The following is a 14,604-nucleotide window of genomic DNA, read 5'->3' on the forward strand; positions in this document are numbered from 1 at the left end:
CTCCGCTCTCTAACAAACATGTCCTATATTTTTTATGGTGCTAGTGTGTTTAATGCAGATATCAGCGCTTGGGATGTTAGCGCAGTGACAACAATAGAAGGGGCCTTTGCTGATGCCAGCACTTTTAATCAAGACATCGGTCGTTGGGATGTCAGCTCAGTAACTAATATGGAAGGGGCCTTTTATGGCGCCACGGCTTTCAATCAAAGTATTGGCACTTGGAATATAAGCGCGGTAACTAATATGGATGATATGTTTGCTGGTGTTACCTTGTCTACCGAGAATTACGATGCGTTGCTAAATGCTTGGAGTCTACAGCTACCCTTATTTGATTTTGTAAAATTTTCTGCAGGCAGTAGTCAGTATTCAGCGAGTGCACAAGTTGCCAGAGATATTTTGACTGGTACTTATTTCTGGAATATTAGCGATGGGGGTGTTGTCCCTTAGCCAGCGGATATTAATCCAAATATTTAACCATTATACCCATGTTACTTCAAGATGCTTTGTCAGGCACAAGCTAGATAATCAGAGCAAGGCACAACACGAGGTAATGGTTATTCCCTTTCCGCTTGTTGTAACGCAGGGCTGACTTTGTATCTCGAAGTATCATGGGTATATACCTATCCGCCTAAGTATTTGGTCATTTTTTTTGTTAAAAAAATTAATATCTTGGTTGTATTCAATCGTAATAGGCTGCGCTCTATTTGACTTCGTCAAACAATGCGCAGTACAAAAAGCGACCGTTTCGCTTGTTACTCAATCATGCGCCTTGCTCTTAACTATTTTCTCTACGTAAATTATGACCACTTTATTAGTCGCTCTACCATAAAAAGTTCATTGTTGCTCATACTTTGGTTTTGTAAAAATAATAAAGCGCTTTTAGTTTTAAAATCTTGTTGGGATATTTTGCGCCTGTCTATGTGCTTTTATGCCATTAACGATGACGCTCATATATTGGGTCACATGTTCAGTAAACTCATTACATAATTTTTACCTTATCTGCTGTGAGTGATCTTATAAGTTGTTTGTCAAAAATAAGCGTTATCATGTCAACCCTAAAGTCACCTTAATATATTACAAACCTTACTTGCTGAGTCATATTGCATTAGTGAACCATTCAAGGTAAATTACTGGCGAAGCCGATAGGATACGAATCAAATAAGCCTCTACACCTTAATCGGTGGGGGGCTTTTAAATTTTATAAAGGAAAAAATAATGTTAATCGATTTTGCAGCATCTCCGCTGTCAATTTTGCCCCCTCTTATTGCACTGAGTCTGGCGATTATTACTCGCCGTGTTTTATTGTCACTCGGTGTTGGTATTGCACTTGGCGCGCTATTACTCTCAAATTTTGCCCCCATTGAAGCTGTGGCCTATATTGCTACAACAGTAAAAAGTGTGATCATCGAAGATGGTGGTATTAATACGTGGAACATGAGCATTGTTGCTTTCTTACTTTTGCTTGGCATGATGACTACATTATTAACCCTTTCAGGTGGAACACGTGCTTTTGCTAACTGGGCATTGGATCATATTAAAGATAAACGTGGTGCTGCCTTTTTAGCTGCCTTTTTAGGTGTTTTTATCTTTATTGATGATTACTTTAATAGCCTCGCGGTGGGTTCTATCTCACGTCCTGTGACAGATAGATTTAATGTTTCGCGTGCCAAGCTTGCTTATATTTTAGATTCAACCGCTGCACCGATGTGTATCTTGATGCCTGTTTCAAGTTGGGGCGCGTATATTATGACCATTATTGGCGGTATTTTAATTAGTCATGGTATGACGGAGTATTCACCATTGGGCGCATATATCGCGCTTATTCCCATGAATTTTTATGCTATTTTTACCCTGCTAATGGTATTTGCCGTTATCTACTTTAAACTCGATATTGGTTTAATGAAGAAGCATGAAATTGAGGCAGAAGAGAAAGGCGCATTGCATGGTGGTGATAAAGACGCCGCTTGTTTACAAGATGAACTCGGCATCACTGAGAGTGAACAAGGTAAAGTGAGTGACCTGATTTACCCTATCTTAGCACTGATCGCTGCCACACTATTTTTCATGCTTTATACCGGTAATCAAGCACTGACTAAGAGTGAGCTACCCTTTTCTGTATTAGGTGCATTTGAAAATACTGATGTAGGTGCTTCGCTTGTTTACGGTGCCTTGGTTGGTTTGTTATTTGCGTTAACAACCACTTTTAAACAAAAACTCCCCTTAAAAGAGATTGGTTTTGCACTTTGGATTGGCGCTAAATCGATGTTTGGTGCCATCATTATTCTATTTTTTGCTTGGTCTATCGGCTCTGTTATTGGGGATATGAAAACAGGTGCTTATCTTTCAAGTCTAGTGCAAGGCAATATTGGTCTGCATTGGTTACCTGTTATTCTGTTTATTTTATCGGGCTTAATGGCATTTTCAACGGGGACCTCATGGGGGACATTTGGTATTATGTTGCCGATTGCAGGGGACATGGCAGGCGCAACAGATTTAGCCTTAATGCTACCGATGTTAAGTGCAGTACTTGCTGGCTCTGTATTTGGTGATCACTGTTCACCTATTTCAGATACCACCATCCTTTCATCAACCGGTGCGCGCTGTAAACATATTGACCATGTGGCAACACAATTACCTTATGCACTGTCAATGGCACTTGTGTCGATTGTTGGTTTTGTGGTGATTGGTTTTAGTGGCTCAGTGCTCATTGCGTTAGGTGCTTCAAGTGTTGCTTTTGTTGCTGTGATTTTAGTGATGAAACAGTTTTCTAAACGCTAAGCTGATGCGCACTTTTGAATATAAAAACCAGCTTTTGCTGGTTTTTTGCTTATATCAATTATATTAAGTATGTGATCTAAATTTTACGCAGGAAAAATAGCTTAATTCAAGGCGTAAATGGTTATTCTCTTTACGAAACGTCCAACGCAGAAGTGAGTTGTTTTAACCAGCAAAATAGATCCGCTATTTACTGTAATTGGTATTATACCAATTTAGATAAAAATCACGTAAACTACGCGCTTAATTTTTAAGCCAATTGTTAGGTGAAGTATGATCCGTTTAAACCAAGTTAAATTACCACTCGACCACAGTGAAGATGCATTACAGCAGGTTGTATTAGAAAAACTCTCTGTGTCAGCGCAACAGGTTGTGGATATCCATCTCTTTAAACGTGGTTATGATGCCCGTAAACGCAATGTTATCACCCTTATCTATACGCTTGATATCACTCTCAAAGATGTTGATGAAAATGCTATTTTAGCGCGTTTAGAAAAAGACCAAAACGTGCGTGTCTCACCTGATACCGATTATAAATATGTGGTAAAAGCACCGGCTAATTTAACTGAACGTCCTATTGTAATTGGCATGGGGCCTTGTGGTCTGTTCACAGGTTTGATTTTAGCGCAAATGGGTTTTAATCCGATTATTTTAGAGCGTGGTAAATCGGTGCATGAGCGTGCTAAAGATACGTTTCGATTTTGGCGAACCAGTGAATTAAATACCGAATCAAATGTGCAGTTTGGAGAGGGCGGTGCGGGCACTTTTTCTGACGGTAAATTGTATAGCCAAGTGAAAGATCCGGGTTTTTTAGGGCTTAAAGTAAAACAGGAGTTTGTGGCTGCTGGCGCACCTGCTGAAATACTCTATGTGAGTAAACCGCACATTGGTACTTACAAATTAGTGACCATGGTTGAGAAGATGCGCCGTAAAATCATCGCGCTGGGCGGTGAGATTCGTTTTGAAAGCAGAGTTGAAGAGATAAATATTGAAGGTGAGGGCGAAAATCGCCAAGTGACAGGTGTTACCTTAAACGGTGGTGAAGTTATTTTTTCAAAGCATATCACTTTAGCAATTGGTCACAGTGCGCGTGATACGGTGCAGATGTTGCATGATAAAGGGGTGCATTTAGATGCGCAGTCATTTTCAATCGGTTTCCGTATTGAGCATAAACAGGCGATGATCGACAAATGTCGTTTTGGTATCAATGCTGGGCATCCGATATTAGGTGCCGCCGATTATAAGCTCGTGCATCACTGTAAAAATGGTCGCAGTGTTTATAGTTTCTGTATGTGTCCGGGTGGGATTGTTGTCGCAGCAACGTCAGAAGAACACGCTGTTGTCACCAATGGTATGAGCCAGTATTCGCGTAGTGAGCGCAATGCAAACAGTGCAATCGTGGTGGGGATTAGCCCGAGTGATTTTAATAACGATCCACTGCAAGGGATTGAGCTGCAACGTAAATTGGAGCGTCATGCGTATGTGATGGGGGGCAGTAATTATGATGCACCTGCGCAGATGGTAGGGGATTTCTTAAATGCAGGCAAGGGAAAACCTTTTGAGGCGATTGAGCCCTCTTACAAGCCTAATGTGAAGATGACTGATTTAGCACCTGCGCTTCCAGATTATGCGATTGATGCTATTCGTGAAGCAATTCCTGCCTTTGCGAAGAAAATTCGTGGTTTTGATAGTCAAGATGCAATGCTTACTGGAGTGGAAACACGCACCTCTTCGCCTGTACAAATTAAACGTGGTAAAGATTTTCAAAGCATTAATACCAAAGGATTATATCCTGGTGGTGAAGGTGCGGGTTACGCAGGCGGTATTTTATCAGCGGGTATTGATGGTATTAAAATTGCAGAAGCAGTGGCATTAGATATGTTGAAAGCTTAACAAGCGAATAGTTAGAAGGTCGGAGTACTTTTCGTTTTCCTGCCTTCTTACTTTACCTGCTATTTCTCATCATCTGCAAGATCTTGATAAGAAAAATACTGGCCTTTCCCTAAGCTTTTCGCTTTATAGAGTGCTTTGTCTGCGTGGTTAATAAAATCTTCTAAACTCACCGCATCTTGCGGTGAGACTGAGATACCCACTGTCGTGCCTATTTTTATCATCTGTCCATCAATATTCATCGGTTTAGAAAGTGTATCGATGATTTTTTGTGCAGGGGGCACAGGATCAAACTTATCGTTGACACTGTTTAGAATAATGGCAAATTCATCGCCCCCTAAGCGTGCAATCAGATCCACGTTTCGGGTGATGTTTTGCAATCGACTCGATACGCGTTGTAGCACTTTATCGCCAATATTATGGCCGTAGGTATCGTTAATCGGTTTAAAATTATCAAGGTCGATCATCAATAAACCGACACTCAATTTCAAACGGTTTTTACCCTGCATTGAACGTTTAAGCTCTTGGTTAAAGTGACGACGGTTGGCAAGGTTGGTGAGTGGATCGGTTAACACTAAATGTTGAATCGCCTCTTCATCTTTTTTGCGTTGGGTAATATCACGAATAACAGCGGTGAAGGTTACCTCATTATTAAACTCTGACTGTCCTAAGAATATTTCAACAGGAAAAGTTGAACCGTCGGCACGTTTAATAACCTGCTCGCGACTACTTTTTTGTACTTGGTGGTTTTCTTTTTCATTACATTCTCTGATAATTTGCGGGTGTTTTTCAGCAATATCTGAGGGCATTAATAGGGTAATGTTTTTTCCTAACAATTCAGGCTCCCGATAGCCGAGCATCACTTCAGTCGCGGTATTGATGCTGGTGATAACGCCTTCATTATCAGTGGTAATAATGGCATCGTTGACGGTATTTAGGATAGTATTAACACGGCGTTGATTTTCTAATGCGTTATTACGATCAAACTCGGCACTCTTTTGTAACTCAATAAGGTGATTTGCCAGTGATAAAGCTTGCTCGGTTTTTTGCTCACTTCTATTTTGTAACTCTTTAATTTCATTAAGCTGTTGTAGTGTGGTGTTATTCATCTTGGTTAATGATTTTTCAGTATGACGGCGCTTAACTTCATTTTTCTTGAAAATACGAATTGAGCGGATCATCTGTTTTATTTCAAATATTTGCTTACCGGTAAAATGAATCTCTTTTTTATGGCGTTGTCTTGCCAGTAATACCATTGAGGCGGTGACATTTTGCAGTGGAATGATCACTTTTTTAAACATGATATAAGTAAAAAATAGCAGTGTGCCGATACTTAAAAAAATAATGAGTTTAATCAGCGTATTAATACTACTTTGAATTGAGTGGATTTTTTCACCTACCTCAAAAATCTTTCCTTTTAGCTCTACCTCAATGTGTTGATGTAATACTTGTAATGCTTTTAAAGCATCATCGTCACTACGTTGCATGGTGATTTGGCTTATTATATTTTGTTTGTCAATCGGCTGTTTAAGGTTGTTTAAGAGAGTTTGATAAAAGTTAGTGGTATGCATTAAACTACTTAATGCTTTTTCCTCTTTTAAGGTGAGTGGCATATGGTGAAATTTTTTCAGTGTTACTCGTATTTCATCAATTTTATTTTGAGATTCAATAGCGTAATAGCTGTCTGCACGTAGTTCAAGATTTTTAATATGATGAATTAATCCCCCGTAACCAAGTTGTGCTACTAAATCAGTTAATAGAAAAAATTTATCGGCGTGAATTGAGTGATCAGATCCCCGACGATTAACAACATGACGATTATACTGTGCCAAAATTGCTAAGCCACGCAGTGCGGGTTTATCGTTGATGCGCATAAATTGATCGAGTTTATGTCGTGGTACATTTTGTTTAAACAAAGAGGGTAGTTTATCGACTTTTTGCTGATATTTTTTTACCACAGTGGCGATATCGTTTAATGCGTAGCGCTCAGCATTGCTCAGTTGAAATGAGAGGTAGAGGTGAATAATCGTTTCTACACTATGAATATCTGATTTGATGCTATCTAAGGGGTCAATATTGTCGCTTAAAATTGCATTTTTTAGTTTATGGATCATGCCTCCAAAACCGAGAAAGGTGCGAATGGCGTTTTCTAAACGCAATTTTTCAGACTGTTCAACCTGTACCTCATCCCAAAGTGTTTGAATTTTTAATACATCTGACTTTATTTTTAGCATGCTTGCAATTTGGATGCTGGTCATCACTAAGATCAGTGATATAAGCACTAAACTGATAAATTTTAGGGTAATATAATGGGAGATTTTTTTCATAAAAAGCCTTTTATTCTAACCTTTAAAGTTAGTCGTAAGGTGTTAATTTGTAAATAAAATAAAAGGCATGTTATGAAAAAGTATTAATTACTGTGTGGTTGAGCATTTTCTGTGTATTAAAAATTTATGGATATGATCTTGATGACTTATTTTTTAAAATGAGTCACATATATACGCGTTACCAATCAAAGTGCTTTAGTCGTCGGCTCGGACACTAAAGCAAAGCGTAGTATGATGGCCTTACGAGAGGTTAATATCCTCGAAGAGAGAGAGATAAACACCACAGCGAATATCTCTTTATATTACAGATTATTCAAAGTAATTTGGATAATCACTGTAACCTTTTTCATTACCACCAAAAAGTGTATTTCCATCTAATTCTGAAAATTTTTGTCCTTTTTTTAAACGTGTTGGTAGATCAGGGTTGGCAATAAAGTCACGGCCAAAAGCGACTAAATCTGCTAATCCTTCCAATAATATTTTCTCCGCTCTCTGGCGATCATAGCGTCCTGCAACAATCACTGTATTAGTGAAATATTGACGTAATTCTTTTCTAAAAGAAAGTGGGATCTCTGGTGCATCATCCCAGTCAGCTTCACTTAAATGTAGATATGCAATATTTAAGGCCTGTAATTTTTTACTCGCAAGTAAAATTGTTTCTACAATTTCAGGGCAATTCATATCTTTAAAAGTGACATAAGGGGCTAAACGTACGCCTACTTTATCTGCACCAATCGCTTCAACACAAGCACTAATCACTTCCATTAAGAAACGTAATCTATTTTCTTTATTTCCACCATATTGATCGGTGCGAATATTTGAATTTGTACGTAAAAACTGATCAATTAGGTAACCATTTCCACCATGAATTTCAACGCCATCAAAACCTGCTTCGACTGCATTTTTAGCTGCTTGAGCAAAGTCAGCGACAATAACTTTTATTTCTTCAACACTCAGTGCACGAGGTGTTGGACAATCAAGCATCGTTCCACCATCGTCTGCGACCCATATTTGTGTTTCGATTGGGGGAAGTGCTGATGGTCCAACCGGTGCTTTCCCTTGTTGAAAAATAGGATGTGATACACGTCCAACATGCCATAATTGATTAAAAACAACACCACCTTTATCGTGTATGGCAGAGGTAACTTTTTTCCATCCTTCTATCTGTTTTTTAGTGAAGATACCCGGTGTAAATGAGTAACCTTGGCTTTGAGGTGATATTTGTGTTGCTTCAGTTATAATTAACCCCGCAGTGGCGCGCTGTGCATAATAGGTCGCCATGAGATCATTGGCTATATCACCGGGTTGGCTAGTGCGACAGCGGGTCATTGGCGCCATCACCATATGATTTCGTAAGCTTTTATTATTGAGTTGATAAGTTGAAAATAGGCTCATAATAATGCCCCCCCTTCAATATCTAAAACTGTACCCGTGACAGCGCTGTTTTCTAACAAATACTGATAGCCATCAGCTAAGTGTTGTGGATTAGCAACATGATTTAACAGTGAGCTTCTTTTTGTTTTTTCGATAAATTCAACACGTGCTTTTGACCCCTCTTTACCATAAACGTCAGTATCGGTAATACCCGGACTTACCGTGTTAACACGAATAGGAGCTAACTCTTTGGCGAGTGTTTTAGTGAGTGATTCAATTGCCCCGTTACCCATCGCTTTTGCTAGCGTGCCAGCTATTGCTTTTCGAGATAGTAAGCCACTGGTAAAAAGGATGCTTCCACTTTTAGATAGAACAGGCAATAAGCCTTGAATGAGCCGCAATGGGGAAAATACTTTTACCTCAAATAATTCTGCTACTAATTTAAAATCTAAAGCATCCAATTGTTGAGAAGCAATACGTGGAGCTGCTGTAAACACCAAATGATCAATATGTAAAATCTGTTTAATAAATCCATTTACCTGATCTTTATTATTTAAATCTAATGTATATGCGACTGTTTTTTTACCAATTTTTTTAGCTAATGCAGAGTCTGCATGTCGTGAAACAGCAATGACATCAGCTCCTTGCGTAGATAACTGTTTTGCTAACGCGAAGCCAATGCCTGATGACGCGCCTATGATAACTATTTTTTTGTTTGTTAATGACATATCATTCTCCAGAGAACGTTGTTAATACTGTTTTTCCAATACGTTGGCCTTTTTCTATTTCAATAAGGGATTGATTAATGTTCTTAATTGAGATCTTCCCACCTTTGTGTTGGAGCGTTGTTTTTAACGTACCTTTATCTATCAATTCTGATATTTTATTTAATAGGAACCCTTGTTTTTCGATATCTTTTGTTTGATGCATTGATCGTGTAAACATGAACTCCCATACAAAGCCTGCACTTTTAGAAAATAGAGGCATTAAGTCTAGTGGCTCTGGTGTTTCGACAATGCTACAAATCATCCCTTGAGGTGCAATTAACTTACATAATGTAGGGAAGTACTGTGTGGTATTGTTTAAGCATAAAATATAGTCTGGTGCGGGTAGTGATTTTTTAGCAAATTCTTCAATGATATCTTTGCTGTGATCAACGGTATGATTGGCGCCTAAATTCATACACCAAAGCCGACTATCAGGACGAGATGCCGTTGCAATAACAGTGAGACCCGCTACTTTTTTAGCTAATTGAATTGCAATTGATCCTACTCCCCCTGCACCACCTATCACTAATAATGTTTTATCTTGGTCTTTAGATGGATTGATTTTTAAACGCTCAAAGAGGGCTTCCCATGCCGTGATAGATGTTAATGGTAGCGCTGCTGATTGTGTGAAATTAAGTGTTTTAGGTGCTTTTCCTACAATACGTGCATCAACGAGTTGGTGAGATGCATAGCATCCTGGGCGGGTAATATCACCTGCATAATACACGTGGTCGCCAACAGAGAACTGAGAAACATTTTCACCGGCGGCTTCAACAATACCAGATGCATCCCAACCTAATATGCGTAATTGATCTTGAGCTGTTTTTATTGAGTTTTTAACTTTGTAGTCAGCTGGATTAATTGCAATTGCTTCTATTTTAACTAATAGATCAAAACCTGTTGCGAGGGGGGTGGGTGGGGTTTGAATAATAAATTCACTTTGTTCACCATTATAACCAATTGTTTTCATAATATTGCCTCTGACTGTTTAATTTGGATTGAATAGAGTATATTTCATCCATTGAAATAAAATAATCATCAAATAATGGAATGACTGTTTTCATATATGAACAATCAACAGCAACTTGCAGAGCGACTTTTACTTTTTCATGGGGTTTCACAAACGCTAAATTTTGGACAAGCCGCGATTCGTTTAGGGGTTTCAAAAAGTCATTTAAGTCAGCAAATAAAAGCATTAGAAGGGCAATTGAGTTGTCAGCTTTTTTACCGTACGACTCGCTTGGTAACATTGACTGAAGCGGGGAAAAAATTACAATCCAGTAGTTTAGCGATGCAACAATTGATCGACAATGTACAAAATATTAGTGCGGATCTACATGAAAAAGTGAGTGGAACTCTGCGCATATCCGTACCTATATCATTAGGCTTGGCATGGTTTACTGATATTACCTACCAATTTACTGCGTTATATCCAGAGATAGCGTTACAGTGCAGGCTTAATAATCATCGTATTAACTTGGTTAAAGAAGAGTGCGATATCGCTATTCGTATTAGTGATAGCTTGCCTGATTTTGTTATCGCTAAGAAAATAGGTGTGATGCAAGAGGGAATTTATGCGTCACCTGAATATTTTAAAAGCCACGCTGGTATTGTGAAACCTGAGGATCTTATCGATCATCGTTGTTTTTTACATACGAATCTACTCTCTCAAAAAGAGTGGGTTTTTAAAAAAAATAATCAAGCCTTGAGTATAGCTCCCATTAAATCTTCGCTTAGTTTTGACATTCATCAACCCCTGTTAACGTTGGCAGAGCAAGGGAAAGGGGTAACTCGCTTACCAAAGTATGTAGCGCAACAAAGTGTTAAAAAAGGAGATGTTATCCCCCTTTTAGCTGATTATCACCTGCCAACGACTGATATTCATGCACTTTATTTACCACAAACAAATGTACCAGAGAAAATAAAAGTATTTATTAGTTTTATAAAAAAAATATTTAAGCAACAAAATATGGTTTAGTAGAAACAGATAGGAATTAAAATGAATATAGTATTATTAGATGCATTAACCTTAGGAGATAGTGACTTATCTATTTTTAAAACCCTAGGAAACGTCACTTTTTATGAAACGACAAGACCGACTCAATGTTTAAAAAACATTGCTGATAATGAGGTTATTATCACCAATAAAGTGGTGATTGATGAGGCAATCATTAAACAAAACCCACAGTTAAAACTTATTTGTATTGCTGCCACGGGTACCAATAATGTTGATTTTAATGCCGCTAAGAAAGCGGGCATTACGGTAAAAAATGTATCGGGTTATTCCACCGAGAGCGTGGCACAATCTACCTTTTCGATGTTATTTCAGCTATTACATCAACAACGTTATTATGATCAATATACCCGTGAGAAAAAATGGTGTGAAAGCCCTAATTTTACTCATATTAGTCGGCCATTCACGGAGTTAAAAGGTAAACGTTGGGGAATAATCGGTCTAGGGGGAATTGGCAAGCGTGTGGCCAGTTTAGCGACTGCGTTTGGCTGTGACATTTGTTATTTTTCTACCTCGGGTAAAAATAATCAAGCCGATTATCAACAGGTTGATTTAAGCACATTGCTCACGGAGTGCGACATCATCACCATTCATGCGCCGTTAAATAAACAAACCGAAAATCTGATTGATGCCGTTGCATTGCAACAGTTAAAGTCAGGCGCGATTATGCTTAATTTAGGACGTGGTGGTATTATTGATGAGTATGCGATGGCAAAAGCATTGGATGAGCAAGATATTTATCACGGTAGTGATGTGTTGGCGATTGAACCAATGGTGAAAGATCACGTCTATTTTTCTGTGCAGCAGCAACAGCGTTTAGTGTTAACACCGCATACTGCATGGGCAAGTCGTGAAGCCCGCGCGACATTAATCGATAATATTGTTCAGAATATTGAAAACTGGAAAGCAAGCTTGCTTATTGAATAAAGTGCTTAAAGCTGTTTTTATAAGTAAAAAGCCCTGCTATCTGTGGATAAATCAGGGCTTTCTGTTTTTTATTGAAGGTTGAAAGCTGTTCTTAACCCGGGAAAAAGATTAATTTTAACAGGAATAGAACGGCTAAAAACCAAACGCTTGCGCTTAACTCTTTGGCTTTACCACTCATCACTTTAATGGCTGCATAAGTGATAAAACCAATGGCAATACCGTTCGCAATAGAGAACGTCAATGGCATCATAATAGCGATAATCACCACCGGGGCTGCTTCTGTAATATCGTCCCAGTTAATCTCTTTTAAGCCACCAACCATCAATACGGCAACATATAATAGCGCACCTGCTGTTGCGTAAGCGGGCACCATGCCAGCAAGTGGTGCAAAAAATAGTGCGAGTAGAAATAAGATACCAACCACCACGGCGGTTAAACCAGTACGACCACCTTCAGCAACACCGGCCACACTTTCAATGTAACTGGTTGTTGTGGAAGTACCTAACATAGAGCCTGCAATTGAAGCACCACTATCAGCCAATAATGCACGATTTAAACGGGGTAGGTTGCCGTCTTTATCAAGTAATTTAGCTTTGTCTGCAACGGCAATTAACGTGCCTGAAGTATCGAACAGATCAACAAATAGGAAGGCAAAAATAACACTGATCATGCCGACGTTAAATGCCCCTGCAATATCCATCTGTAGGAATGTTGGTGCGATACTCGGTGGCATAGAAATAATACCCGCGTAGTGTATATCGCCAAAAATAATGCCAAGCACGGTTATCGCTAAAATTGCGATCATAACGCCTCCCTTAACACGGTAATGTACCAGTGCAATCACCAAGAAGAAGCCTAATGATGCAAGCGCCGCGGGTAATTTTGTTAAATCACCAAGAGAAACTAATGTCGCAGGATTATCAACCACAATGCCCGCATTTTTAAGTGCAATAAGTGCTAAGAAAAGCCCAATACCAGCTGCGATGCCTTTACGCATTGGTAGTGGAATTGAGTTGATGATCCACTCACGAATTTTAAATAGGCTCAGTAGGGTAAAACAGATACCTGAAAGAAAAACCGCACCTAATGCGATTTGCCATGTATAACCCATGTCAAGGACAACGACGTAGCTAAAAAATGCATTTAGCCCCATACCCGGTGCAAGAGCGACAGGGTAGTTTGCATAAAATCCCATAATGAAACAGCCAATGGCAGCCGCTAAACAGGTGGCAACAAATACCGCGCCAGAATCCATTCCTGTGGCTGATAACATTGATGGGTTTACAAAAATGATATAAGCCATGGTCAGGAAGGTAGTAAATCCTGCAATAACCTCGGTTTTAAGTGACGTTTTATGTTCGCTAAGTTTAAATATTTTTTCAAGCATGTCCATGTGATTGAGCCTATGTTGTAGAGAGTATGAATTTTGCGCGGATTATAAGGTGTTAAGGTAAGGCTTCCTAGTGATTAAACTCATTTTTAAATCATGAAGTTAAAAAACTACACAAGGCAGTTTTCCTGTTTTATTAAAAGCTTTTTTTATCAACTAAGCGGTCTAATCACTTTTTTAGCAATTAACAGTGCACGTTTTGGTGCTGGGTGACCTTCCACTGTTTTAGTAGGATCATTCGGATCTAAATAATCATCTAACGATTCATTGGTCATCCACGCAGTGCTACGCTGTTCACCTGTTAACGTGTCGTTAATGTCGACAATACGCACTTCTTCAAAACCACACTTTTCAACCCATAACTTAAGTGCTTCAGCACTGGGTAAAAACCAAATGTTGCGCATTTTAGCGTAGCGGTCTTGCGGTACTAACACATCATTTTTGTCCCCTGCAATCACCAATGTTTCTAAGATTAACTCGCCACCTTCTACTAATTGATCTTGCAATTGGGTAATATGATCCATCGGTGATTTACGGTGATATAACACGCCCATCGAAAACACCGTATCAAATGCTTCAAGCTTAGGCAGTTCTTGAATGCCCAAAGGTAATAGATGTACATTTTGATCTTTATTGGCAAAATGACGTATCGTTTCAAACTGGTATAAAAACAGCTCACTAGGGTCAATGCCCACTACAAATTTAGCGCCCTCACCGCGCATACGCCACATATGATAACCACTGCCACAACCGACATCTAACACATAACGATATTTAAGTGGGCTGATATGGGGTAATACTCTGTCCCATTTCCAATCACTGCGCCACTCGGTGTCGATATGGATGCCATGAAGTTGAAAAGGGCCTTTACGCCAAGGGTGAAATTTTTGTAATAGATTTTCCAGTTTTTTAGTTTCACCCACTGAAAGTTCACCTGCTTTACCTATTTCAACGCGGTCTTTAAACTCAATATAATCGGTTTTAATATCAGGGAATTTCTTGAGGATACGGTTCCAACTGGCGAGTTTTCCGTGTGCATGGGTATTTTCCCATTGATGTAGTTGTGTTGGTAAAATACGTAACCAGTGGCTTAAACGATTTTTCGCTATGATGCTGTAGAAGTTGCTGAAATTTATCATA

At 39.0% G+C, this 14,604-nt stretch carries 11 protein-coding genes; 5 read left to right on the forward strand and 6 right to left on the reverse strand.

The annotated features are described in order from the left end of the window. The 3 genes from G322_RS19935 to G322_RS0104540 form a co-directional block, all read left to right on the forward strand. Positions 1–447, forward strand: a 447-nt coding sequence (locus tag G322_RS19935; RefSeq protein WP_156873910.1) for a BspA family leucine-rich repeat surface protein, incomplete at its 5' end; no start/stop codon positions are given. A 768-nt stretch (positions 448–1,215) separates the two neighbouring features. Next, positions 1,216–2,778: a Na+/H+ antiporter NhaC family protein gene (locus tag G322_RS0104535; RefSeq protein WP_022940621.1), complete on the forward strand. Its 1,563-nt coding sequence runs from the start codon at positions 1,216–1,218 to the stop codon at positions 2,776–2,778. A 270-nt stretch (positions 2,779–3,048) separates the two neighbouring features. After that, complete coding sequence (locus G322_RS0104540) at positions 3,049–4,668, forward strand: NAD(P)/FAD-dependent oxidoreductase (protein WP_022940622.1); 1,620 nt, start codon at positions 3,049–3,051, stop codon at positions 4,666–4,668. A 59-nt stretch (positions 4,669–4,727) separates the two neighbouring features. Here G322_RS0104540 and G322_RS0104545 read toward each other — a convergent pair whose 3' ends face one another. The 4 genes from G322_RS0104545 to G322_RS0104560 form a co-directional block, all read right to left on the reverse strand. Next, positions 4,728–6,992, reverse strand: coding sequence for a diguanylate cyclase domain-containing protein (locus tag G322_RS0104545; RefSeq protein WP_022940623.1), 2,265 nt, complete (start codon positions 6,990–6,992; stop codon positions 4,728–4,730). 309 nt (positions 6,993–7,301) lie between these two features. Then, positions 7,302–8,387 (reverse strand): alkene reductase, encoded by a 1,086-nt coding sequence (locus G322_RS0104550; RefSeq protein WP_022940624.1) that lies wholly within the window; start codon positions 8,385–8,387, stop codon positions 7,302–7,304. Beyond that, positions 8,384–9,094: an SDR family NAD(P)-dependent oxidoreductase gene (locus G322_RS0104555; protein ID WP_022940625.1), complete on the reverse strand. Its 711-nt coding sequence runs from the start codon at positions 9,092–9,094 to the stop codon at positions 8,384–8,386. Before G322_RS0104555 ends, G322_RS0104550 begins: the two co-directional genes overlap by 4 nt. A gap of 1 nt (position 9,095) precedes the next feature. Continuing rightward, positions 9,096–10,103: a zinc-binding alcohol dehydrogenase family protein gene (locus G322_RS0104560; protein ID WP_022940626.1), complete on the reverse strand. Its 1,008-nt coding sequence runs from the start codon at positions 10,101–10,103 to the stop codon at positions 9,096–9,098. Between the two features lie 96 nt (positions 10,104–10,199). Between G322_RS0104560 and G322_RS0104565 the strand changes: the two genes are divergently transcribed. Then, on the forward strand, positions 10,200–11,111 hold the full coding sequence (locus G322_RS0104565) for a LysR family transcriptional regulator (RefSeq protein ID WP_022940627.1): 912 nt from the start codon (positions 10,200–10,202) through the stop codon (positions 11,109–11,111). 21 nt (positions 11,112–11,132) lie between these two features. Beyond that, the gene (locus G322_RS0104570; RefSeq protein WP_022940628.1) at positions 11,133–12,074 is read left to right on the forward strand and encodes a D-2-hydroxyacid dehydrogenase; all 942 of its coding nucleotides are present in this window, start codon (positions 11,133–11,135) and stop codon (positions 12,072–12,074) included. A gap of 91 nt (positions 12,075–12,165) precedes the next feature. Here the strand turns inward: G322_RS0104570 and G322_RS0104575 are convergent, their stop codons facing one another. Together G322_RS0104575 and cmoB are read right to left on the reverse strand one after the other, a co-directional pair. Continuing rightward, a complete protein-coding gene (locus G322_RS0104575; RefSeq protein ID WP_028866415.1) occupies positions 12,166–13,461 on the reverse strand; it encodes an NCS2 family permease in 1,296 nt (431 codons plus the stop codon). Positions 13,462–13,616: 155 nt separating this feature from the next. Further along, positions 13,617–14,603: a tRNA 5-methoxyuridine(34)/uridine 5-oxyacetic acid(34) synthase CmoB gene (gene cmoB, locus G322_RS0104580; protein ID WP_022940630.1), complete on the reverse strand. Its 987-nt coding sequence runs from the start codon at positions 14,601–14,603 to the stop codon at positions 13,617–13,619. Position 14,604: the final 1 nt, after the last annotated feature.

Source organism: Psychromonas hadalis ATCC BAA-638, assembly GCF_000420245.1.
In the GTDB taxonomy this organism is placed as follows: domain Bacteria; phylum Pseudomonadota; class Gammaproteobacteria; order Enterobacterales; family Psychromonadaceae; genus Psychromonas; species Psychromonas hadalis.